We start from the raw sequence: 22,540 nt of genomic DNA, 5'->3' as shown, positions 1-22,540 counted from the left end.
TGTCGCCGTCGTGGGCCGGACATGCGGCTCAGGCCACCACGGCGGTCCCGTCGCAGACCGGTCGGCCGGACTGCACCGCGAGCACCTCGTAGCTTCGGGTCCCGGCCGGGCCGGCGGGGCGAAGGTGGAGGGTGCACGGGGTGTCGGGGGCCGTGTAGCCCGTGAACCTGCTGGAGAAGTGCGTCACCCGGGCGCCGCCGGTCTGGTCGCGCACCAGTTCCAGCAGGGCCTCGGCGAGGGTCATCCCGGGGATGTGGTCCACCGGGGCGCCCCGGAAGGTCAGCTGGTCCGGCCGCGGGCGGAACTCCCGTGCGGACGACCCGGTCCACGGCGGTGCGTCCGGCGCCGCCTCCCCCGGCGTGCCGCGGACGAACCGGTACACGGCCGGGGAGAGGAACGCGAAGTCCACCTGTCCGGTGCCCAGCGAGCCGTCCTCAGTGCGGACCTCGCCCCTGAAGCCCGCGCCGACCAGCTGTCCGCGGCGCAGGTCGGGGTCGAGGCAGTCGAGGCCGATCGTGATCGGGGTGCCCGGCGGCAGGGCGAGCGGGCCGGGCCGCGCGGGCGCGCAGGACAGGGACCGGAAGACGCAGTGATGGCCCCGGGGCACCCCGTATGCCTCGTGGGCGACCGCCAGGGCCGCGAGCCGTACCGCGTGCGCCAGGACGAGCGGCTGGTCGCCGCTGTCGTAGCGGGCTCCGATCTCGAAGCGGTGCTCGGCCCGTCGCCGCCAGCCGGCCGGGGCCAGACCGGACGCCGGGTCTGCCAGGTCGTCGGGGATCGCGTGGACCGTGGTCACCGGCCGCTGCTCGTCGCTTGTGACGGACATGCCGTCCTCCTCTCGTCCTCAGTGCCCGCGTCGCCGCAGCGACGCGTCGGCGAGTTCCGGTGGGCTCCAGCCGCCGTCCTCCGGGTTGAGGGTGCGACCCGGCGGGACGATCTCGTCGATCCGGTCGAGGACGTCCCGGGGGAGGCGTACGTCGGCCGCGCCCAGCTGACTCTCCAGTTGTTCCATCGTGCGGGGCCCGACGATCGCCGAGGTCACGCCGGGATGCTCCAGGACGAAGGCGAGGGCGAGATGGATCAGGCTGAGGCCCGACTCCTCGGCCAGCACGGCCAGTTGCTCCACCGCGTCGAGCTTGCGCTGGTTCGCCTCGGTCGACATGTCGTACCGCTTGCCCCAGCGGCCGGCCCGCCCGGTGCGGGCGATCTCCTGCCCCTTGCGGTAGCGGCCGGTGAGCCAGCCGCCGGCCAGCGGGCTCCACGTGGCCGCCCCCATGCCGTACTTGAGACAGGTGGGCAGCACGTCCGTCTCGATCTCACGGGCGAGCAGCGAGTACGGGGGCTGTTCGCAGACGAAGCGTTCCCGGTGGCGGCGTTCCGCGGTCCACTGGGCCTCGACGATCTGGTGGGCGGGGAACGTCGAGCTGCCGAAGTAGCGGATCTTTCCGGCCCGTACGAGATCCGTGAGCGCGCCGAGGGTCTCGTCGATGTCCGTGTGCGGGTCGGGCCGGTGCACCTGGTAGAGGTCGATCCACTCGGTGCCCAGGCGGCGCAGGCTGTTGTCCACCGCCTGCTGGATCCAACGCCGGGAGTTGCCGCGCGAGTTGGGGTCGACGCCCATCGGGGAGTGCACCTTGGTCGCCAGGATCACGCGGTCCCTGCGGCCGGACATCGACAGGGCCTTGCCGACGATCTCCTCGGACTCGCCGCGGGAGTAGGAGTCGGCGGTGTCGATGTAGTTGATGCCCGCTTCGAGCGCACGGTGGATGATGCGGACGGAGTCGTCGGCGCTCTTGTTGCCCCAGGAGCCGAACATGAGGGTGCCCAGGCACAGGCTGCTGACGCGGACACCGGTGGTGCCCAGGTGGCGGAACTTCATGCGGTGACCGCCTCCTGTGCCGTCCAGCCGGCCACCCGGGCCGCGACGTGGTCGGGCCAGTCGTAGAGGAAGTAGTGGCCGCCGGTGAGGTGTTCGACCTCGACCGGCCCCGTGGTGTACGCCGACCAGCCGGGCAGCCGGTCGGGGTGCGTCATCTCGTCCTCGCGGCCCGCCAGGACGTGCACGGGTACGTCGACGAGGGGCGGCGGGTCGGTCGGGGTGTAGGCGTGCACCATGGCCTGGTCGTTGCGGATGATGTGCAGGAAGCCGTCGGCCATGGCGCGGCTGAGTCCCTTGGGGACTCCGCCCACCGAGCGCAGTTCCGCGAAGAGTTCGTCGTCGGGCAGCTTGGCCACCCGCTTGCCCCACTCGGTCTGCAGGTGCGGGGGGTTGCGGCCGGACACGATCAGGGTGTGCGGGGTGGGCAGGCCGGCGCGTTCGAGGTGGTGGACCATCTCGTAGGCAATCAGGGCGCCCATGCAGTGGCCGAGCAGGAAGAACCGGTCCGTGTCGAGCCGGTCGATGAGCAGTCCGGCCAGGTCGGCGGCGGCCTGCGGCACCTGGGTGGCGAAGTCCTCCGAGCGGCGGGTGCCGCGCCCGGCGGGTTCGAGGGGGACCACGTCGATGTGGTCGGGGAACGTGCGCTGCCAGGGCCGGAAGACTCCGGCGGAGCCTCCGGCGTGGGGCACGCAGAACAGCTGGGTGCGGGGTGCGGTCACGGTGTCGCTCCTTTGCCTGCTGGTCCGGTTCACTTGTGCTGGACGGTCGCCGAGACGGGAACGACCGTGATCTCGGCGGGGCGTTCGCTGCGCAGCAGCAGCGGTCGCAGCGCCTCGTGGACCATGTCGTCGGTGACCAGGACCGGTTCGGAGGCGTGGACTTCGAGGTCGATGCGTGTCTCGCCGTCCGCGCCCTGGCTGACGCGGGGAATCGCGCGGGCGACACCGGGGATGGTCTGCGCGGCCTGCCGGACGGTGAAGAGGGAGACCTTCTCGCCGCGGACCATCACGAAGTCGGAGATCCGGCCCTCGTAGTACAGGTAGCCGTCGTCGTCGCTCCGGAACAGGTCGCCGGTGGCGACCAGGCCGGGTGCCAGGAGCGGTTGGCGCGCGGCGGGGCCGACCTTGCGCAGCAGTGCCGTGTCGGTGGCCACCAGGAGTTCCCCGACGCCGTCCGGCCCGGGTTCGCGGATCGTGGTGCCGACGCCGGCGAGCGGCAGGCCCACCGAGGCGTGGCGGTGCGCGGGTTCGGCGTGGGCGGCCAGCGTGGCCACCCGGGGCCCGGCCTCGGTGAGGCCGTAGGTGACGTACAGCTCGCCCGTGGGGTTGAGCGAGAGAAGACCGGCGACGTGCGCCGGGTCCATCCGGTCGCCGCCGACCGCGAGCGACCGCAGCGGCGACGGCAGCCGCTCCCCCGCCTCCACCAACTGGCGGGCGATGGTGGGGGTCATGGAGGACGAGGTCACGCCGTGCCGGACGACGGCCGAACGGTAGCCGACCGGATTGAACGGCGGTCCGGAGATGACGAGCCCGGCGCCGGTCACCAGGGCGGTCAGGGCCTGGGCGACGATCGCGTACGAGTAGTAGAGCGGCAGCGTGATCAGCAGCCGGTCGTCGGCCCGCGTGCCCACCGCCGCGGCGTGCCGGCGCGCGTTGCGCAGGAGCGAGTCGACCCGGTGCAGACAGGCGCTGAACATGCCCGAGGTGCCCGAGGTGAGCATCAGCGCGTGGCCCGGCGCGTACGCTCCCTGCGGCCCGCCGGCCGCCAGGAGTACGGCCTGCTGCTCGCCGACCTGGTGCACCCGGTCGGCGCCGTAGCGGGACGGGTCGATGCGTGCGGCGACGAGTGCTCCGGCGCGCAGATGCCCGGCCAGTGCGTTGACGCGGGCGGACGGGGTCGAGGGGGCGACGGAGATCGGGACGCAGCCGCCGAGGAGGACGGCGAAGTACTGCTTGAGCAGGTGGGTGCCGTTGGCGAGGGCGATGACCACGGGGGTGCCCTCGCGCAGACCGAGGCGCGCGAAGTCGGCCGCGACGGTGTCGAAGTCGGGGCCGTCGGGCGCGTCGCCGGGCCGGCCGAGGTCGAGGGTACGGGCGAGCAGCGAGACGACGTCGTCCCGGCTGATGCCGAGGTCCACGGCGAGAGGTCGGGTGAGCATGGGAGAGGACACCTCGTTCAGCTGGTCGCGGCGACGGTCGTGGGGACCGGTGCCGCGAGGCGGGCGAGCGCGGACTCCGCGTGCGGCTCGGGAGCGCGGACGGACTGCAGTACGGCGCACCGGACGGCGTGGGTGTCACCGTCCTGCCGGTGGGTGCCGAGCAGGACGTAGCGGGCGCTGTCCCGGCCGAACCAGCCGGCGGCCACGTCCAGGGCCGTGCGCAGGGCCGCGGCCGGCGGCATGGAGAGGGTGAGCGTCGGACCGCGGAACCCCTGCCGGATGCAGGCGAGTCCGGCGAGCGAGCCCGGGTTGGCGCCGGCGAACTTCAGCGGCGACAGCCTTCCCCGGGGCGTGGCCCGGGCGATGAGGCGCATGGTGTCGAGCGTGCACACCTCGCTGATCGCGATCATGCCGACCAGGTCGCCGATCTCGGACAGGTCGCCGATCTCCGTCAGGCCGGTGCCGCAGTCCCGTACGGCGGCCTCGACGGCCTCGGCCATCAGCCAGGCCAGGGGATCGGCGAACAAGGACGAGCCGTTGCGGGAGTGGCGCTCCGGCGCGTCGGTGACGATCTCCGCGTACCCGACGGGGGCCAGGGCGGCCGGCGTACGGGAATCAGTCATCGTCGCCTCCCGGCACGGAGAAGAGCAGCGCGGTGTTGAAGCCGCCGAAGCCCAACGTCAGGCTGAGTCCCGAGCCCGCCGGTACCGGACTCGGTGCGCCGACCGGCAGCGGCAGGGGGAAGTCCGCCATCGGGGTCTTCAGGCCCTGGACGGCGGGTACTTCGCGGTCGGTGAGGGCCTTGATCAGGGTGATGGCCTCTATCGTCCCGCAGGCGCCGAGGCTGTGGCCCAGCGCGCCCTTGGTGCCGTAGACGACGGGGCCGCTCGGGCCGGCGCCGAACAGCGCCCGCAGGCTGGTGGCCTCCACGGCGTCGTTGACGGGGGTGCCGGTGCCGTGCGCACTCACCACGGCGATGTCGTCGGTGCTCAGGCCGCTGCCGGTCAGGGCCCGTTCCACGGCCAGGCAGACGCTGCGGCCGCTGGGATCGGGGGCGGTCATGCCGGCGGCGTCGTTCGCGGAGCCCGCGCCGCGCAGTACGGCGTGCACCCGTGCGGACCGGCGGCGGGCGTGCGCGGCGGATTCGAGGACGAGGACGCCGGCGCCCTCGCCGAGGACCATGCCGTTGTGCCTGGTGTCGAACGCGCGCAGGGCCTCGGCGCTCATCGTGCCGAGCAGGGAGTGGCCCAGCCGTTTGGCGGCGGTGACGACGTCGACACCGACACAGACGCAGACCTCGCGGCGCCCCGAGCGGATCAGTTCGGCGCCCATCAGGACGGCGTCGGACCCGGCGGAACAGGCGGTCGTCACACACAGCGGCGTGCCGGGGAAGCCGATGTCGTCGGCCGTGCGGCGGGCCCAGTCGTAGAGGGAGGGGACGTCGGGATCGTCGAGGTTTCCCGCGTAACTCGTCCCGAGGATCAACTCGGTGTCCGGGCCGTCCGGTGGAATTCCGGCGTCGGCCAGCGCCGCCTGTGCGGCACGTACGGCGAGTTCCTGCTGTCGGAGGTGGGGGTCAGCGGATACCGGAACGGTCGGCACCATGGCTGCCAGCGGACTTCGAACGGGAATTTCGGAAGGTGTGTCGGCAATTCCCGACTTTCCTTCGAGCAGCTGTTTCCATACGTCGTCCACGGAATTCCCGAGAGGTGTCTCCCAGCCGATTCCGGTGACGTACGGATCCGGCGTGGCGGTGTCGGCCACATCGCTCCATTCGTGTCTCACGCGCCGTTCGGCGCTGTCCGAGGCATCGGTCAAGCGGTGGCGGCTGCTGCCTTCAGGCTTTCCACCAGCGAGGTCAGGGACGCGACGCTGGCGAAGTGCTCCGGGGTGAAGTCGTCGTCGGAGATGGCGATGTCGAAGGCCTCCTCGAGCTGGACGCGCAGTTCGACGAAGCCGAGGGAGTCCACCCCCAGTACGTCCCGCAGGCTGTCCCGCTCGCCTATCTGCTCGACCGGGACCTCTACGTAGATGTCCGAGACGAGTATCTTCTTGATGGTGTCGGATGCAGACACAGGTGTTTCCTTTCAGCGTTCTCCGAAGTTGTTCAAAGCCTATGAGGCGGTTATTTCCTGAGGGTTTCCGAAAAGCTCGAAGGTGATTACTTCGAGGAAGTCCGGCGTTGCGAAAGCGCAGCACCGGCCAGAATCACCACGGCCCCCACGGGCTGGTGCCAGTTCAGCGTCTCGCCCAGCACGATGACGCCGGCGATGGTGGAGATGATGGGGACGAGGTACGTCACCATGGACGCCACGGTGGCGCCCGCGTCCCGCACCAGCCCGTACTGGATCAGGAAGGCGATGCCCGTGCCCACGGCGCCGAGGGTGAGCAGGGACAGCGACTGGGTGAGCGGGAACGCGCGCGGGAACGACGTCAGGAACGGGGTGACCAGGGCCAGTTCGACGGCTCCCGCGGTCAGTTGGGCGGCGGACAGCGACACGCTGGAGTGCCCGGAGTGCGTGAGGAAGCGGCGGACGTACACCCAGCCGGCGCCCATGCTCAGCGCGGCCGCCAAGGCCAGGCCCGCGCCCAGCGGGTCGCCGACGTCGGCGCCGTTCCAGATGCCGAAGACCACGAGGACACCGAGGAAGCCGATGGCCATGCCGGCCAGCCGGTTCCGGTTGGGCCGCTCGCTCGGCAGCGCGGTCATCGCCACGAGCAGGGTGAACAGCGGTGTCGTGGCGTTGCAGATCCCGGCGAGCGCGGAGGTGATGCGCTGCTCGGAGTAGGCGAAGAGGGTGAACGGCAGGGCGTTCAGCAGGAGGCCGGCGGCGGCGAGGTGCAGCCACAGCGTCGGCCGGCGGGGCAGGGTGTCCCGTTTGACCACCAGCACGATCAGCAGCGCGACGGCCCCGAACGCGACCCGTCCCAGGGCGACCTGGAGCGGCGCGAACGCCTCTCCGCTGATCTTGACGAAGAGGAAGCTGAGACCCCAGACCAGGGCCAGCAGCAGGAAGCGGATGCGCCAGTCGAGGCCGGGGCGGTGATCGGCGGAAGATGAACCCGGGGACGGGTCGGCGCCCCCGGTCTCGGTTGCGCTGTCGGCCGTGGCGTAGGCCGCGCGCTCGGTCGCGGAGGAGGCTGATTCCATGACCACCACTCTGGAATCAAGGGAAGCCCACGACAAGCGAGGTTTTGTGAGCTCAGTTTGTAGCATGCATTCACCATGCTGAACCTGGATCGACTCCGCAGCCTGCAGGCCGTGGCCGCCCACGGCTCGGTCAGCGGGGCGGCCGCGGTGCTGCATCTGACGCCTTCGGCCGTCTCCCAGCACCTTCGCAAGCTCGAACAGGAAACCGGCCACCAACTGGTCACCCGCACCGGCCGCGGCGTGGAACTCACGCCCACCGCGCTGCTGTTGGCGAAGCGCGCCCGGCACATCCTGGCCCTGGTCGACGAGACCGAGGCCGAACTCCAGTCGTACAACGACCATCCCGTGGGCCGGCTGACGCTGGGCGCCTTCCCCACCGCGGCGCGCGGTGTGGTGCCGCGGGCCCTGCGGCTCCTCGCCGAGCGCGCGGCCCAACTGGAGGTTCGGGTACGGGAGGTGGACCACGACTCCCCGCTGCCGCAGGTGGAGCGCGGCGAGCTGGACGTCGGCATCGTGCAGGACTGGGAGCACATGCCGATCTCCTGGCCCGGCAAGCTCAGCAGGCGCCTGCTCATGGTGGACACGGCGAGGGTGGCGTTGCCCGCGGACCACGCCCTGACCGACCGCCCCACCGTACGCATCGGCGAACTCCTCGACGCGTCCTGGATCAGCCGGCCCCAGCGCTCCACCTGCCACGAATGGCTCATGCACACCATGCGGGAGCAGGGCGCCGAACCCCGCATCACCCACGTGGTGGCCGAACACCCCACCCAGATCGCCCTGGTCTCCGCCGGCGTGGGCCTCGCGATGGTCCCCAGCCTGGGCCTGGGCCACCTTCCGACGGACGTGGTGGCCCTGCCGGTCGAACCCGCCCTCACCCGCAGGATCTACGCGGTGTGGCGACAGGAGGCGGCGGTGCGCCCGGCGGTACGGGTCGTGGTCGAGGCGCTGACGGAGATCGGGAAGGAACTGACGGCTTGACGGGCCGGGGGCGGGACGGATGGCGGGCCGTCGGTCCGGCTGCCCGTGACGCGAAGGCCGTCGGTTCGCATCCGGCAGAGGGCTCCGGAGAACGACAGGCCGCACAGGCCCTGCCGTCCCGGTGGGCGCAGGGCCTGTGCGGCCTGTCCGGCTGTGGTCGGCCGGCAGTGGGTCCGCTGGTCAGCCCGTGCGCAGTACCGCCTTCAGTGCCTCCCTGAGGGCCGTTTCCGGGTTCGGGGCCGCGCCGTCCGCGCGCCAGGCGACGAAGCCGTCCGGGCGGACCAGGACGGCGCCGTCGGCGGTGACGCCGTGCAGTGCGGCCCAGTCGGTGCCCTCGGTGTCGTACATCAGGTCGGCGTCGGCGCCCGGGCCGATGCGGTAGGCGTCCAGGCGGACGCCGTCCGTGGCGGCGATGCGCCGGGCGGCGTCGTACCAGCCGGCGTCGTCGGGGGCGTCGGTGAGCAGCACCATGGAGCGCTCGTAGAGGTCGAGGGTGGACAGCCGCCGGGCGGCCTGGCGCAGCCACAGGTGCGGGGCGCGGGTGCCGGGGCGGCCGGTGAGGGCGAGGTTGTCGGGGATGACCGGCGCCCCGGGGTCGGTGCCGAGGGCGGCGCCCTCCGGGTAGTGGTAGCCGAGGACGACGTTGAGGATGCCGCCGCGCTTGGCGCCGCCGACGCCGGGGGCGGGGGCGAAGCCGGGGTGGCTGTGCTCCACGGAGCGGGCGGAGGCGCGGGCGCTGGTGGCGACGGCGACCGGGCGGCGCTCCGAGCCGTAGGTGTCGAGGAGGGCGGGGGAGGCCCAGCCGTCGAGGACGGCGGCGAGCTTCCAGGCCAGGTTGTGGGCGTCCTGGATGCCGGTGTTGGAGCCGAAGGCGCCGGTGGGGGACATCTCGTGGGCGGAGTCGCCGGCGAGGAAGACCCGGCCGGCCGAGTAGGAGTCGGCGACCCGTTCGGCGGCACGCCAGGACGCCATCCCGGTGATCCTCACGTCGAGGCCGGGCACGCCGACGGCGGCGGCGATGTGCCGCTGGAGCCGCTCCTCGGTGAACTCCTCCAGGGCCTCACCGCGTTCGGGGTGCCAGGGGGCGTGGAAGACCCAGCGCTCCTTGTTGTCGACGGGGAGCAGGGCGCCGTCGGCGTCCGGATGGGTGAGGTAGCAGCAGATGAAGCGGCGGTCGCCGACGACGTCGGCCAGCCGGGTGGACTCGAAGGTGACGCTGACGTTGGCGAACAGGTCGCCGGGGCCGCTCTGGCCGATGCCGAGGGCGCGGCGGACGGGGCTGCGGGGGCCGTCGGCGGCGACGAGGTAGTCCGCCCGGACGGTGTAGCGCTCGTCGGTGGAGCGGTCGCGGACGACGGCGGTCACCCCGTCGGCGTCCTGTTCGAAGGACTCCATCTCGTGGTGGTAGCGCAGGTCGCCGCCGAGTTCGCGGGCGCTGTCCACCAGCACCGGTTCGAGGTCGTTCTGGCTGCACAGGCACCAGGCGGTGGGGCTGAACCTCTTCAGTCCGCCGCCGGGGTCGATCTCCCGGAACAGCCACTCCCCGGCGTCGCCGACGAGGGTCGGGGTCTGCAGGATGCCGTGGTTGTCGGCCAGCAGGGAGGCCGCCGCCTTGATGTCCGGCTCGATGCCGGCCACCCGGAACAGCTCCATCGTCCGGACGTTGTTGCCCCGTCCGCGGGGGTGGTGGGAGGTCCCGGCGTGCCGCTCGACGAGCAGGTGGCGTACGCCGAGACGGCCCAGGAACAGGGATGTGGACAGGCCCACCAGAGAGCCGCCCACGATGAGGACGGGGACCCGGTGGTCGGCTGTGTGATGCATCGAGGCCTCCAGAGGCGGGGGTGCGTACGAGCGCCTGTCACTTTCATGCCCGCTATCCACGTGATTGGGGCCATTTGCTCCCTGGATCACCCGCGTGGTTCCTACGAGTCGCGGGCTCACGGTCGGCGGCACAGGATCAAGAAGCGCTGACGTCGCGTCACGGCGGTGACCGGCGCACCCGAGAACCCCCGCCAAGGAGATGTCCGCACCATGACCACCACCTCTGAACGTCTGTCAGAAGCGCCGGCACGGGACGTGTCGCGTGTCTCCCAGTCCGTTTTCGACGGCTCGCGGCTCCGGGTCGTTCTGCTGGTCGACGTCTACGAGGGCGCGCAGCAGCAGTTCCTGGAGGCGTACGAGCAGCTCTGCAACCAGGTTGCGTCCGTGCCCGGCCATGTCAGCGACCAACTCTGCCAGTCCATCGAGAATCCGTCCCAATGGCTCATCACCAGCGAGTGGGAGAGTGCCCCGCCGTTCCTCACCTGGGTGAACAGCGAGGAGCACGTGCGGATGGTGGAGCCGCTGCACTCCTGCGTGCGCAACACCCGTTCGCTGCGCTTCCACATCGTCCGCGAGACGGGCCGGGCGTACCAGGGCGACGCGCCCGCCCGGGGCCGGTTGCAGAGCGAGGTGCGCATCGGTGACGGAGTGATCCGGCACGCGCTGACCTTCACCGTGAAGCCCGGCACCGAGGACAAGGTCGCCCGGCTGCTCGCCGACTACGCCGCGCCCGAGCCGCGGGTGGACGACTCCACGCGGCTGCTGCGCACCTCGCTGTTCATGCACGGCAACCGCGTGGTGCGCGCCATCGAGGTGCGCGGCGACCTGCTGGCCGCCCTGCGTCATGTGGCGCGCTCGCCCGAGGTGCAGGCCGTGGAGGAGGCCATCAACCCCTATCTGGAGCAGGACCGGGACCTCGACGACCAGGAGTCGGCGCGGCTGTTCTTCACCCGGGCGGCGCTGCCCGCCGTCCACCACGTGATGGCGGACGACCGGCCCGAGGGCACCCGCCGGGCCCTGTACTACCCGGCCCGGCCGGGGTGCGGGATGAAGCTCGCGGAGCTGCTGGCCAAGGCGGACTCGGCGGACGCCGACGACCCGGCGAGCCGGGTGCTGCGCAGCACGGTCTTCGAGCGCGAGGACGTCGTGGTGCGGCTGGTGGACCTCGCCGACGAGGGCGCGGACGTGGACCCGCTGCCCAAGGACGGCACCCTGGCCGCCGGGCTGCGCGAGCTGCTGGCCGGTGAGGCCGCCCCGATGGAGCTGGTCACCGACCGCCGTTCGCCCGCCGTCTGACCCCCCGGCCACCCCACGAGCCCCCCAGAAGCCCGATCACACCACCGGAGGACTGTCGTGATCCAACCCCGTCCGAGAATCGTGGACCTCAGCGAGGTCGAGCCCAACACGCGGCGCGGCGGTGATCTGCGCGCCATGCTCACCCCGGCCACGGTCGGCTCCACCAGCGGCTTCATGGGCGTGGCCATCGTGCAGCCCGGCGACCGCATCGGTGAGCACTACCACCCCTACTCCGAGGAGTTCGTCTACGTCGTCTGCGGCCAGCTGGAGGTCGACCTGGACGGCGAGCCGCACGTGCTGCGCCCGGAGCAGGGACTGATGATCCCCATCGGCATGCGGCACCGGTTCCGCAACGTCGGCAAGGTGGAGGCGCGGATCGTCTTCCACCTGGGCCCGCTGGCGCCGCGCCCGCAGCTCGGGCACGTCGACACCGAGGAGACGCCGGCCGCCGAACCGGCCGGTGCGGGTGCCGACGGGGGAGGGGTCCGGTCATGAACCGGCGCGTGGCGGTCACCGGCATAGGCATCGTCGCCCCGGGCGGCATCGGTGTACCCGCGTTCTGGGATCTGCTCGCGGACGGCCGGACCGCGACGCGGGGCATCACCTTCTTCGACCCCTCCCAGCTGCGCTCGCGGATCGCGGCCGAGTGCGACTTCGACCCGGCGGCGCACGGTCTGGACGCCGAGCAGGTGGAGCGGTCGGACCGGTACATCCAGTTCGCCCTGGTCGCGGGCGAGGAGGCGGTCCGCGACTCGGGGCTGGACCTCCGGCGGGAGGACCCGTGGCGGGTCGCGGTGTCGGTGGGCACCGCGGTCGGCGGCACCACCCGTCTGGAGAACGACTACGTGCTGGTCAGCCATGGCGGCGAGCGCTGGGACGTGGACCCCGAGCGGGCCCGGCCGCAGCTGCACCGGGCCTTCACCCCGGCCACGGCGGCCTCCGCGGTGGCGGAACGTTTCGGCGCACAGGGTCCGGTGCAGACCGTCTCCACCGGCTGCACCTCGGGCCTGGACGCCGTGGGCTACGCCTTCCACACCGTCCAGGAGGGCCGGGCCGACATCTGCATAGCCGGAGCGTCGGACTCGCCGATATCCCCCATCACCATGGCGTGCTTCGACGCGATCAAGGCCACCTCGCCGAACAACGACGACCCCGCGCACGCCTCCAGGCCCTTCGACAACAACCGTGACGGCTTCGTCATGGGCGAGGGCGGCGCGGTGCTCGTCCTGGAGGAGCTGGAGCACGCCCGGGCCCGCGGCGCGCACGTCTACTGCGAGCTCGGCGGCTACGCCACCTTCGGCAACGCCTACCACATGACCGGTCTGACCAAGGAGGGCCTGGAGATGGCGCGGGCCATCTCCACCGCCCTCGACCAGGCCCGGCTCGACCCCACGGCGATCGACTACGTCAACGCGCACGGCTCCGGCACCCGGCAGAACGACCGCCACGAGACGGCGGCGGTCAAGCGGGCGCTCGGGCAGCACGCCTACGACACCCCGATGAGCTCCATCAAGTCCATGGTGGGCCACTCGCTCGGGGCGATCGGCGCCATCGAACTGGTCGCCTGCGTGCTGGCGCTGGCCAAGCAGGCCGTGCCGCCGACCGCGAACTACGAGACCCCCGACCCCGAGTGCGACCTCGACTACGTGCCGCGTACCGCCAGGGAACGGAAGCTGACCAGCGTGCTCTCCGTGGGCAGCGGGTTCGGCGGCTTCCAGTCCGCGGTGATCCTGACCCGGCCGAGGGAGTGAGGACACGATGAGCGAACCCCAGGACCGGCGCGCGGCCGTCACCGGCATCGGCGTGGTCGCGCCCAACGGCATCAGCACCGACACCTTCTGGAAGGCCACCCACGAGGGCCTGAGCGTCCTGGACCGGGTGACCCGCGAGGGCTGCGAGCATCTGCCGCTGAAGGTGGCCGGCGAGGTCCGCGCCTTCGAGGCGGCGGACACCATCGAGGAGCGCTTCCTCGTCCAGACCGACCGGTTCACCCACTACGCCATGGCGGCGGCCGACTTCGCGCTCGGCGACGCCCGGCTCGGTCCGGCCGACACCGCCGAGTCGCCGTACTCGATCGGCGTGGTGACCGCCGCCGGGTCCGGCGGCGGCGAGTTCGGCCAGCGCGAACTGCAACGGCTGTGGGGCAAGGGCAGCCGGTTCGTGGGGCCGTACCAGTCCATCGCCTGGTTCTACGCCGCGAGCACCGGCCAGGTCTCCATCCGCCGCGGCTTCAAGGGCCCCTGCTCGGTCGTCGCCTCCGACGAGGCCGGCGGTCTGGACGCCCTCGCGCACGCGGCCCGGGCGGTGCGGCGAGGCACCGACGCGATCGTGGCCGGGTCCACCGAGGCGCCGCTCGCGCCGTACTCGATGGTCTGCCAGCTCGGCTACGAGGAGCTGAGCCGCGAGAGCGACCCGGCCCGCGCCTACCGGCCGTTCACCGAGGCGGCATGCGGGTTCGTGCCCGCCGAGGGCGGCGCCATGCTCGTGGTGGAGGCCGCCGGTGCGGCCCTGGAGCGCGGGGCCGACATCCGGGCCTTCGTGGCCGGGCACGGGGCCACCTTCACCGGCGCCGCCCGCTGGGCGGAGTCCCGCGCGGGCCTCGCCCAGGCCATCCGGCAGGCGCTGGCCGAGGCGGATTGCGCGCCCGAGGAGGTCGACGTGGTCTTCGCCGACGCCCTCGGGGTGCCGGCGGCGGACCGGGCCGAGGCGCTGGCGATCGCCGACGCCCTCGGCGCGCACGGCACGCGGGTGCCGGTCACCGCGCCCAAGACCGGCACCGGCCGGGGCTACTGCGCGGCCCCGGTGCTGGACGCCGCCGCGGCGGTGCTCGCGATGGAGCACGGACTGATCCCGCCGACCCCGAACGTGCACGACGTCTGCCACGACCTCGACCTCGTCACCGGCCGCGCCCGCGCCGCCGAGCCCCGCACGGCGCTGGTCCTCAGCCGCGGCCTCATGGGGTCGAACGCGGCGCTGGTGCTGCGGCACCCCGCCACCCGGTGAACACCGCGGTCCACCGGGTGCGGCCACGGCAACGGCGCAGGGAGCACAGCAAAGGAGAAGAGAACACATGTCCAAGATCACCGTCGAAGAACTCGCAGCGCTCATGAAGAAGGCGGCCGGCGTCACCGTCAGCCCCGAGCAGCTCCACGACAAGCCGGACACCGGCTTCGACGCCCTCGGTGTCGACTCGCTGGGCCTGCTCGGCATCGTCGGTGAGCTGGAGAACGAGCACGGCACCCCGATGCCGGTGGACGCCGAGCGCTGCAAAACCCCTCAGCAGTTCCTCAACCTCGTCAACAACACGCTGATGGCAGGAGCCTGACATGGCAGGACACACCCAGAACGAGATCACCATCGCGGCCCCGCTCGACCTGGTCTGGGACATGACCAACGACCTGGAGCGCTGGCCCCAGCTCTTCAGCGAGTACGCCGCCGTGGAGGTGCTCAAGCGGGAGGGCGAGAAGACCACCTTCCGGCTCACCATGCACCCGGACGAGAACGGAACCGTCTGGAGCTGGGTCTCCGAGCGCGAGCCCGACCGCGCCACCCGCACCGTCAAGGCCCGCCGGGTGGAGACCGGTCCGTTCGCCCACATGGACATCCACTGGGCCTACGAGGAGGTCCCGGCCGGCACCCGCATGGTGTGGACGCAGGACTTCGCGATGAAGCCCGAGGCGCCGGTCGACGACGAGTGGATGACCGACAACATCAACAAGAACTCCAAGGTCCAGATGGCCCTGATCCGCGACAAGATCGAGAAGGCCGCCGCCGGGCAGCGGCCCGCTCCGGCGCTCGCCGACTGACGCCACCAGGGAGGACCGAAGGGAACGAGGAGAGGACGAACACCGTGCACCAGGCCCTGATCGTCGCCCGGATGGCCCCGGGTTCCGCCCCCGACATCGCCAAGATCTTCGAGGAGTCCGACCGCGGGGAACTGCCCCGCCTCGTGGGCGTCACCCGGCGCAGCCTCTTCCAGTTCGGCGATGTGTACATGCACCTCATCGAGTCCGAGCGCGAACCGGGCCCGGCCATCGCCAAGGTCACCGAACACCCGGAGTTCAGGGACGTCAGCGAGCGGCTGACGGCGTACGTCAGCGCGTACGACCCGGAGACCTGGCGGTCTCCCAAGGACGCGATGGCGCACCGCTTCTACGTCTGGGAGCGCCCCTGACGCGCACCTGTCCCACCGGACGGCCGTCGGCCGCCGGGCCCGCGGCGAAGCGGGCCCGGCGGCCGACGGCCCGGGTGTGTCCGTCACCCCTGCACGTGGCACTCGAAGGCGTGCAGATACGGGTTGACGGGCCGGATGGTGTCCACGGCGAGCCCGGCCGCGGTGAGCCGGCGCACCATGCTGTCGGTGGTGTGCTTGGCCCCGCCGACGTTGAGGAGCAGCAGCAGGTCCATCGCGGTGCTGAACCGCATCGACGGGGTGTCGTCGACCAGGTTCTCGATCACCACGACCCGGGCCCCGGGGCCGCCCGCCTGGACGACGTTGTGCAGCAGCCGGGCCGTGCTCTCGTCGTCCCACTCCAGGATGTTCTTGATGACGTAGACGTCCGCGCGGACCGGGATCGCCTCCCGGACGTCGCCCGGCACGATCTGCGCGCGGTCGGCGAGGTCGCCGCCCTCGCGCAGCCTCGGCAGCGCGTTCTCCACCACCCGGGGCAGGTCCAGCAGACTGCCGTGCATCCGCGGGTACTTGTCCAGCAGGCAGGCCACCACGTGCCCCTGGCCGCCGCCGAGGTCGGCGACGGAATCGGCGCCGGACAGGTCGAGCAGGGCCGCGACCTCGCGTGCCGACTGCTCGCTGGAGCGGGTCATGGCCCGGTTGAAGACGTCCGCGGACTCGGGGGCGTCCTCGTTGAGGTAGGTGAAGAACTCCTTGCCGTACAGGCCCTCCACCACGTTGCGGCCGCTGCGCACCGCCTCGTCCAGCTTGGGCCACGCGGCCCAGGTCCACGGTTCGGTGCACCACAGCGCGATGGCGCGCAGGCTGTTCGGGTCGTCCTCGCGCAGCAGCCGGGACATCTCGGTGTGCGCGAAGGTGCCGTCGGGCCGCTCGGTGAAGACGCCGTAGCAGGTCAGGGCGCGCAACATGCGGCGCAGCGGCTTGGGTTCGGTGCGCACCGCGGCCGCGAGGGCGTCGGCGGACATCGGGGTGTCCCCGAGCGCGTCGGGCACGCCCAGCCGGGCGGCGGCGCGGATGGCGGCGGACAGGGCCGCCCCGAACACGAGTTCGCGCAGCCGCATCGGCGGGGGCGGGGCGGTGGGGGCCTCGGAGGTGGTCTGGTTCGGCGGTGCCGTCTCGGCGGTGGTCATCTGCCGGCTTCCTTCGTTCTTCGGCCTGCGTCGGTCCAGCAGGGGCAGTGGTCGGGCGGTCAGCACAGGCCCGAGGGCTTGGAGGCACGGCAGGCGTTGTGCCGGAAGGTGTTGCCCTTGCCCTTGGTCTCGGTGTTGACGAGGTCGGCGGGTCCGTTGCCGTCCAGCACGTTGTCGCTGACGCGGTTGTCGTCGTTGGTGACGCCGACGAAGCTCTTGAACAGCACGATGCCGCCGGACAGCGGGGACGTGCCCGTGTTGCCGACGACCCGGTTGCCGTCCACCACGGTCTTCTCGGTGCCGGTCAGCACGATGCCGGAGCCCTGGATCGCGGGCAGCCGGTCGGTCTTCGGGCAGTACTTGTTGTTCCTGCTCACGTTGTTGTACGCGACCTCCAGGGCACCGGCCTTGGGCCTGTTCTCGTCGCCGACGACGAACACACCGGCGCAGTTGCCGGTGATGTGGTTCTCGGCGACCGCGAGGTTGCGCAGGCGGCGCACGGTGACGCCGATCCGGTTGTCCTCCAGCCGGTTGCGCTCGACCACCGTCCGCCGGGTGTCGAGGGCGCCGGCCTCCTCGGTGATGGTGTTGGCCAGGAAGACGCCCGCGTCGCCGTTGCCCTGGGCGTAGTTGCCGAAGATGTGGCCGCGCACGGAGCGCTCCTGGGCGATGCCCCACACCGCGTTCTTCACGGCCTGTACGCCGCGCACGGTCATGCCGTCCGTCGCCATGCCGAACACCCCGGCGCGGGCGAAGCCGGTCACCGTCAGATCGGCGACGGTGACGCCCTCGACGTTCTTCTTCTTGGTGCCGATCACGCAGATGCCGTTGCCGCCCTCGGCGCAGCTCTTGGTCGCCTTGGTGTCCGTCCGCGGCGCCTTGCCCGCGACCGTCTTCACGGCCGGCTCGATCACCGTGCGGCCGCCCAGCCCGCGCAGGGTGACCTGGGGCGTGTTGATCGTGACGCTCTCCTTGTAGGTGCCGGGGAGCACCAGCACGGTGTCACCGGGCTGCGCGCGGTTCACCGCCTGCTGGATCGATTCGCCCTGGCGGACCATCAGGGTCTGGTGGGCGGCCGCCGCGGGGGCGGCGCCGAGTCCCGCGCCGATCAGTGCTGCGACGGCGCTCGCGGCATAAGCGATGTGACATCTCTTCATACCGGGTACGTTATGACCCAATAATCCTTACTTGTACGGATAGGCCATCCGGCGGCGTGTCAGGGGAAGGGGCCGCATACTGGCGACGTGACCCGGGTCAACCCCTTGCGCCGTGGACTCGGGGCGGTCGCGCGGTACGTCCGCGGCGCCCCGGGCACCTACGTCTGGCTGGCCGTCCTGTTCGTCACGACCGTCGCGGTGCACCACATGTCGCCGGGGTTCGAGCAGCACTTCCTGCGCCGCAGGTCGACCAACATCCACGAGCTGTCGCGCACCCCGCTGCGGGTGCTGGTCAGCAGCGCGATGTGGATCGACGGCGGGCGGTGGCTGCCGTACGCCGTGCTGTACACGGTCTTCCACGCGCCGGCCGAGCGGTGGCTGGGCACCGCCCGCTGGCTCGTCGTGTGCGCTTCCGCGCACGTGCTGGCGTCCCTGGTCAGCGAGGGTCTGCTGCTGAAGGCGATCAAGGACGGCATCGCGCCGCACTCGGCGGTCGACACCCTCGACATCGGCGTCAGTTACGCGCTGGCCGGTGTCGTCGCCGTCCTCACCTACCGGATCGCCCCGCCCTGGCGCTACGGCTACCTCGCCGTCGTCCTCGCCGTCTTCACCCTTCCGCTGGCCGGGTCGCCCACCTTCACCGACGTCGGGCACTTCCTGGCGATGCTGATCGGCCTGGCCTGCTACCCGCTCACCAAGGGCCGTGCGGAAGCACGGAATCCGAAGGAGACACCGGCCACTCCCAGGGGTTAGGTTCCCGGCCATGAGCAGCTCGGCGAGCAGTGTCGTGAACGGTGGCATCTCCTTCTGGTACGCGGACGACGGCCTCCCGGCGGTACGGGAACCCCTGTCGGGGGACGCCACGGCCGACGTGGTGATCGTCGGCGGGGGGTACACCGGCCTGTGGACCGCCTACTACCTGAAGAAGGCGGCGCCCTTCCTGCGGATCACCGTCCTGGAGCAGAAGTTCTGCGGGTACGGCGCCTCGGGCCGCAACGGCGGCTGGCTGTACAACGGCGTCGCGGGCCGCGACCGGTACGCCACGTCGCACGGGCGGGAGGCCGCGGTGCGGCTCCAGAAGGCGATGAACGACACCGTGGACGAGGTGATCGCGGTCGCCGAGGCGGAGGGCATCGACTGCGACCTGCACAAGGGCGGCGTCCTGGAGGTGGCCACCACCCCCGCCCAGCTGGCCCGGCTGAAGGCGTTCCACGAGCACGAGCTGTCGTACGGCGAGAAGGACCGCGAACTGTACGGCGCCCGGGAGACGGCCGAGCGGATTCGGATCGCGGACGCCGTCGGTTCCACCTGGACCCCGCACGGCGCCCGGCTGCACCCGGTGAAGCTGGTGAAGGGGCTGGCGGCGGCGGTGGCGGCGCTCGGGGTGACGATCCACGAGTCGACGCCGGTGACGGAGATCCGTCCCAAGCACGCGGTCACGCCCTACGGCACCGTCCGCGCGCCCTACGTCCTGCGCTGCACCGAGGGCTTCACCGCCTCCCTCAAGGGCCAGAAGCGGACCTGGCTGCCGATGAACTCCTCGATGATCGCCACCGAGCCGCTGAGCGAGGAGCAGTGGGCGGCGATCGGCTGGGACGGCCGGGAGACGCTGGGCGACATGGCGCACGCCTACATGTACGCGCAGCGCACCGCCGACGGCCGGATCGCGCTCGGCGGGCGCGGGGTGCCGTACCGCTTCGGCTCCCGCACGGACAACGACGGCCGCACCCAGCGGGCGACCGTCGAGGCGCTGCGGGACGTCCTGGTGCGCTTCTTCCCGTCCCTGGCCGGCGTCGGGATCACCCATGCCTGGTCCGGCGTCCTCGGCGTGCCCCGCGACTGGTGCGCCACGGTCACCCTGGACCGCTCCACCGGCCTCGGCTGGGCGGGCGGCTACGTCGGCTCCGGCGTCGCCACCACCAACCTCGCCGCCCGCACCCTGCGCGACCTGGTCCAGCAGGACTCCGGGCAGGGCGGCCGCACCGAACTGACCGACCTGCCCTGGGTCGGCCACAAGGTCCGCAAGTGGGAGCCCGAACCCTTCCGCTGGCTCGGCGTCCACGGCATGTACGCCACCTACCACACGGCCGACCGCCGCGAGCGCCTCCGCCCCACCGGCGACTCCTCGCGCCTGGCCAGGGCCGCGGACCGGGTGGCGGGGCGCCACTGAGGGGGGGCGGGGGCGGTCCGCGGCCGGTCGTGGTGTCAGCCGACCGGCTCGGAGACCGGGGCCTTCGGCCGGGGACCGTATTTGGGGGCGCGGGCGGTGACCAGCAGGCCGGCGATCAGGCCGGCCAGCAGCATGATGGCGGCGGCCCAGCCGATGGCGACCGTGTAGCCGTGCACGACGCCGGCCGCGACCGTGGCCGGCCGGTGCGGGCGGGCGGCGACGTACGCGGCGGCGCTGGTGGTGGCGAGGGTGTTGAGCAGGGCCGTGCCGATCGAGCCGCCCACCTGCTGCGCGGTGTTGACGGTCGCCGAGGTGACCCCCGAGTCGCGCGGCGCGATGCCCGCCGTCGCCGTGGCGAACACCGGCATGAACGTCAGCCCCATGCCCAGCCCCAGCAGCAGCAGGGACGGCAGGATCTCCCCGGCGTAGGAGGAACGGACGGTCAGCCGGGTCAGCAGCAGCAGGCCGCTCGCCGCCAGCAGCATGCCCGGCACCATCAGCAGCCGCGGTGGCACATGGTGCAGCAGCCGCGCGGAGATCTGGGTGGACCCGGTGACGATCGCCGCGGTCATCGGCAGGAAGGCCAGCCCCGTGCGTACCGGCGAGTAGCGCAGGATGACCTGGAGGTAGTAGGTCATGAACAGGAACAGCCCGAACATGCCGATCACCGCGAGCATCATCGTCAGGAAGCAGCCCGCCCGGTTCCGGTCCCGCAGGATGTGCAGCGGCAGCAGCGGGCTCGGTGCCCGGGCCTGCCACCACACGAACGCCACCAGCAGCAGCGCTCCCGCCGCGAACAGCCCGAGCACCAGCGGATCCGTCCAGCCGCGCGGCTCCGCCTCGGCGAAGCCGTAGACGATCGCGACCAGGCCGCCGCAGCCGAGCACCGCACCGGGTACGTCGAGACGGACGTCGTCGTGCCCCGGCCGGTCGTGCAGCAGGGCGGACGCGCCGAACACCGCGAGCGCGGCGATGGGCACGTTGACGTACAGGCACCAGCGCCAGGTCAGGTACTCGGTGAGCACCCCGCCGACGATCAGTCCGATCGCCGAGCCGCTGCCGGCCAGCGCGCCGTAGACGCCGAACGCCTTGCCGCGCTCGCGCGGGTCCGTGAACGTCGTGGTCAGCAGGGAGAGCGCGGAGGGCGCGAGCACCGCCGCGAAGACGCCTTGCAGCGCGCGGGCGCCGAAGAGCATCCCCGAGCCGGTGGCCGCGCCGCCGAGCGCGGAGGCGGCGGCGAAGCCCACGAGACCGATCACGAAGGTGCGTTTTCGGCCCATGAGATCGGCGACCCGGCCGCCGAGCAGCAGCAGACCGCCGAAGGCCAGCGTGTAGGCGGTGATCACCCACTGCCGGTTGCCGTCGGACATGTGCAGGGCACGCTGGGCGGAGGGGAGCGCGATGTTCACGATCGTGGCGTCCAGGACCACCATCAGCTGGGCGAGGGCGATGACGACCAGCCCCCACCAGCGGTGCGGATCCGCACCCTGTGCGGCGGCCCGGGACTCACCCGTTCGGCCGAGACTCATCTGGCCAGAAGACCATGAATCGGTACGTATCGCATCCGGGTGCGGGCCCGGGGCCTCAGGGCTCCAGCACCACCTTCCCGACGGTGCCGCGGTTCTCCAGCGCCCGGTGCGCGGCGGCCGCCGCCGCGAGCGGGAAGCGGGTGACGGCGGGCCGCAGCCGCCCCCGCGCGGCCTGCGCGAGCGCCCGCTCCTCCAGCGCCCGCAGCCCGCCGCCCCGCCGCACCAGCTCCGGCCCGAGCACGGACTCGGACACGCCCTGCACGACGTACCCCTGCCCGTCGCCGATGCCCTCCGCCGACCAGCCGAAGACCAGGTGCCGGCCGCCCGGTCCGAGCAGCGCCACGGCCTCCCGGGCGACCGCGCCGCCCACGCCGTCGTAGACGATCGTCGCGGCCCGCCCGCCGAGCCCGGAGCGGACCTCGGCGGCCCAGCCGGGCGCGGTGTAGTCGACGGCGAGCGCGGCGCCGTTCTCCCGCACCCGCCGGGTCTTGGCGGGGCCGCCCGCGAGCCCGACCACCATCGCCCCGGCCGCCGCCGCGTACTGCACCAGCAGCGTGCCGATGCCGCCCGCGGCCGCCGGTACGACCACCACGTCGTCCGGCCCCGGCTCGGCGCACGCCGCGATGCCCAGGGCGGTGCGACCGGTGCCGATCATGGCGACGGCCGCCGCGAAGTCCAGCGGCTCCGGGATCTCGTGCAGCCGCCCGGCGTCGGTGACGGCCAGTTCGGCGTACCCGCCGGGCGCGAAGCCCAGGTGGGCGACCACGTGCTTGCCGAGCCACGTCCCCGCCACCCCCTCGCCGAGCGCGTCCACCACGCCCGCGACCTCCCGGCCGGGCACCGTCGGCAGGGCGGGCCGCTGCGGCAGCGGGCCCCGGTGCCCCGCGCGCAGCGCCGTGTCGAGCAGGTGCACCCCGGCCGCGGCGACCGCGATCCGCACCTGCCCCGGGCCCGGGACCGGGTCCTCGGCCTCCTCGTACGTCAGGTTCTCGGCCGGACCGAAGGCGTACAGGCGTACGACGTGCATGGGGACCCCCAGGTGAGCGACTGCCGCAACTCTCCGACCCGAAGCGCAC

The 22,540-nt window shown here is 72.4% G+C and carries 23 protein-coding genes; 10 read left to right on the top strand and 13 right to left on the bottom strand.

From position 1 onward, the window contains the following. Positions 1–28 precede the first annotated feature (28 nt). The 8 genes from ACSP97_RS16785 to ACSP97_RS16750 form a co-directional block, all read right to left on the bottom strand. Positions 29–826, bottom strand: coding sequence for an AfsA-related hotdog domain-containing protein (locus ACSP97_RS16785; protein ID WP_440558130.1), 798 nt, complete (start codon positions 824–826; stop codon positions 29–31). An 18-nt stretch (positions 827–844) separates the two neighbouring features. Next, complete coding sequence (locus ACSP97_RS16780; RefSeq protein ID WP_355146088.1) at positions 845–1,879, bottom strand: aldo/keto reductase; 1,035 nt, start codon at positions 1,877–1,879, stop codon at positions 845–847. Then, positions 1,876–2,598 (bottom strand): thioesterase II family protein, encoded by a 723-nt coding sequence (locus ACSP97_RS16775; protein ID WP_364723545.1) that lies wholly within the window; start codon positions 2,596–2,598, stop codon positions 1,876–1,878. The genes ACSP97_RS16780 and ACSP97_RS16775 overlap by 4 nt, the downstream gene beginning before the upstream one ends. Positions 2,599–2,627: 29 nt before the next feature. Continuing rightward, the gene (locus ACSP97_RS16770; protein WP_440558128.1) at positions 2,628–4,037 is read right to left on the bottom strand and encodes a class I adenylate-forming enzyme family protein; all 1,410 of its coding nucleotides are present in this window, start codon (positions 4,035–4,037) and stop codon (positions 2,628–2,630) included. Positions 4,038–4,054: 17 nt separating this feature from the next. Further along, on the bottom strand, positions 4,055–4,660 hold the full coding sequence (locus tag ACSP97_RS16765) for a polyketide synthase (protein ID WP_440558126.1): 606 nt from the start codon (positions 4,658–4,660) through the stop codon (positions 4,055–4,057). Next, positions 4,653–5,801 (bottom strand): beta-ketoacyl synthase N-terminal-like domain-containing protein, encoded by a 1,149-nt coding sequence (locus ACSP97_RS16760; RefSeq protein ID WP_355523833.1) that lies wholly within the window; start codon positions 5,799–5,801, stop codon positions 4,653–4,655. The genes ACSP97_RS16765 and ACSP97_RS16760 overlap by 8 nt, the downstream gene beginning before the upstream one ends. 50 nt (positions 5,802–5,851) lie before the next feature. Further along, a complete protein-coding gene (locus tag ACSP97_RS16755) occupies positions 5,852–6,112 on the bottom strand; it encodes an acyl carrier protein (RefSeq protein WP_355146078.1) in 261 nt (86 codons plus the stop codon). 86 nt (positions 6,113–6,198) lie between these two features. Then, entirely contained in the window at positions 6,199–7,188 is a 990-nt protein-coding gene (locus ACSP97_RS16750; protein ID WP_355146076.1) for a DMT family transporter, read from the bottom strand. A 75-nt stretch (positions 7,189–7,263) separates the two neighbouring features. Between ACSP97_RS16750 and ACSP97_RS16745 the strand changes: the two genes are divergently transcribed. Further along, complete coding sequence (locus ACSP97_RS16745) at positions 7,264–8,169, top strand: LysR substrate-binding domain-containing protein (RefSeq protein ID WP_440558123.1); 906 nt, start codon at positions 7,264–7,266, stop codon at positions 8,167–8,169. Positions 8,170–8,349: 180 nt separating this feature from the next. Here ACSP97_RS16745 and ACSP97_RS16740 read toward each other — a convergent pair whose 3' ends face one another. Then, entirely contained in the window at positions 8,350–9,990 is a 1,641-nt protein-coding gene (locus ACSP97_RS16740) for an FAD-dependent monooxygenase (protein ID WP_355321751.1), read from the bottom strand. Positions 9,991–10,200: 210 nt separating this feature from the next. On the opposite strand from ACSP97_RS16740, the gene ACSP97_RS16735 reads away from it, so the two are divergent. The 7 genes from ACSP97_RS16735 to ACSP97_RS16705 all read left to right on the top strand — a co-directional run bounded on the left by ACSP97_RS16735 (position 10,201) and on the right by ACSP97_RS16705 (position 15,460). After that, a complete protein-coding gene (locus tag ACSP97_RS16735) occupies positions 10,201–11,286 on the top strand; it encodes a SchA/CurD-like domain-containing protein (RefSeq protein WP_440558121.1) in 1,086 nt (361 codons plus the stop codon). Positions 11,287–11,343: 57 nt separating this feature from the next. Next, positions 11,344–11,781: a cupin domain-containing protein gene (locus tag ACSP97_RS16730; protein WP_070024074.1), complete on the top strand. Its 438-nt coding sequence runs from the start codon at positions 11,344–11,346 to the stop codon at positions 11,779–11,781. Further along, positions 11,778–13,037 carry a beta-ketoacyl-[acyl-carrier-protein] synthase family protein gene (locus tag ACSP97_RS16725; RefSeq protein ID WP_355146068.1) on the top strand — a complete coding sequence of 420 codons (1,260 nt, stop codon included), beginning with the start codon at positions 11,778–11,780 and terminating at the stop codon, positions 13,035–13,037. Before ACSP97_RS16730 ends, ACSP97_RS16725 begins: the two co-directional genes overlap by 4 nt. Positions 13,038–13,044: 7 nt before the next feature. Continuing rightward, positions 13,045–14,289 (top strand): ketosynthase chain-length factor, encoded by a 1,245-nt coding sequence (locus tag ACSP97_RS16720; protein WP_440558118.1) that lies wholly within the window; start codon positions 13,045–13,047, stop codon positions 14,287–14,289. A gap of 67 nt (positions 14,290–14,356) precedes the next feature. Then, positions 14,357–14,611, top strand: a complete 255-nt coding sequence (locus ACSP97_RS16715) for an acyl carrier protein (RefSeq protein WP_070024068.1) — start codon at positions 14,357–14,359, stop codon at positions 14,609–14,611. Position 14,612: 1 nt separating this feature from the next. Next, complete coding sequence (locus tag ACSP97_RS16710) at positions 14,613–15,092, top strand: SRPBCC family protein (RefSeq protein ID WP_355146064.1); 480 nt, start codon at positions 14,613–14,615, stop codon at positions 15,090–15,092. Between the two features lie 44 nt (positions 15,093–15,136). Continuing rightward, a complete protein-coding gene (locus ACSP97_RS16705; protein ID WP_070024064.1) occupies positions 15,137–15,460 on the top strand; it encodes a TcmI family type II polyketide cyclase in 324 nt (107 codons plus the stop codon). An 83-nt stretch (positions 15,461–15,543) separates the two neighbouring features. On the opposite strand, the gene ACSP97_RS16700 is transcribed toward ACSP97_RS16705, so the two are convergent. Further along, entirely contained in the window at positions 15,544–16,539 is a 996-nt protein-coding gene (locus ACSP97_RS16700; RefSeq protein WP_440558442.1) for a methyltransferase, read from the bottom strand. 128 nt (positions 16,540–16,667) lie between these two features. Further along, positions 16,668–17,765: a right-handed parallel beta-helix repeat-containing protein gene (locus ACSP97_RS16695; RefSeq protein ID WP_355148165.1), complete on the bottom strand. Its 1,098-nt coding sequence runs from the start codon at positions 17,763–17,765 to the stop codon at positions 16,668–16,670. Positions 17,766–17,852: 87 nt separating this feature from the next. Between ACSP97_RS16695 and ACSP97_RS16690 the strand changes: the two genes are divergently transcribed. Together ACSP97_RS16690 and ACSP97_RS16685 are read left to right on the top strand one after the other, a co-directional pair. After that, positions 17,853–18,518 carry a rhomboid-like protein gene (locus tag ACSP97_RS16690; protein WP_358270312.1) on the top strand — a complete coding sequence of 222 codons (666 nt, stop codon included), beginning with the start codon at positions 17,853–17,855 and terminating at the stop codon, positions 18,516–18,518. A gap of 10 nt (positions 18,519–18,528) precedes the next feature. Further along, positions 18,529–19,935 (top strand): NAD(P)/FAD-dependent oxidoreductase, encoded by a 1,407-nt coding sequence (locus ACSP97_RS16685; protein ID WP_358298029.1) that lies wholly within the window; start codon positions 18,529–18,531, stop codon positions 19,933–19,935. Positions 19,936–19,970: 35 nt separating this feature from the next. Here ACSP97_RS16685 and ACSP97_RS16680 read toward each other — a convergent pair whose 3' ends face one another. Then, positions 19,971–21,464 (bottom strand): MFS transporter, encoded by a 1,494-nt coding sequence (locus ACSP97_RS16680; RefSeq protein ID WP_358270316.1) that lies wholly within the window; start codon positions 21,462–21,464, stop codon positions 19,971–19,973. A gap of 55 nt (positions 21,465–21,519) precedes the next feature. Continuing rightward, entirely contained in the window at positions 21,520–22,491 is a 972-nt protein-coding gene (locus ACSP97_RS16675; RefSeq protein ID WP_440558114.1) for a zinc-binding dehydrogenase, read from the bottom strand. Positions 22,492–22,540 lie beyond the last annotated feature (49 nt).

Origin of the sequence: Streptomyces sp. SCPE 10, from assembly GCF_051980735.1 — a bacterium.
Lineage (GTDB): Bacteria > Actinomycetota > Actinomycetes > Streptomycetales > Streptomycetaceae > Streptomyces > Streptomyces misionensis.
The sequence above is the reverse complement of the archived record's forward strand: the minus strand, read 5'-3'. Positions and strand labels throughout refer to the sequence as shown.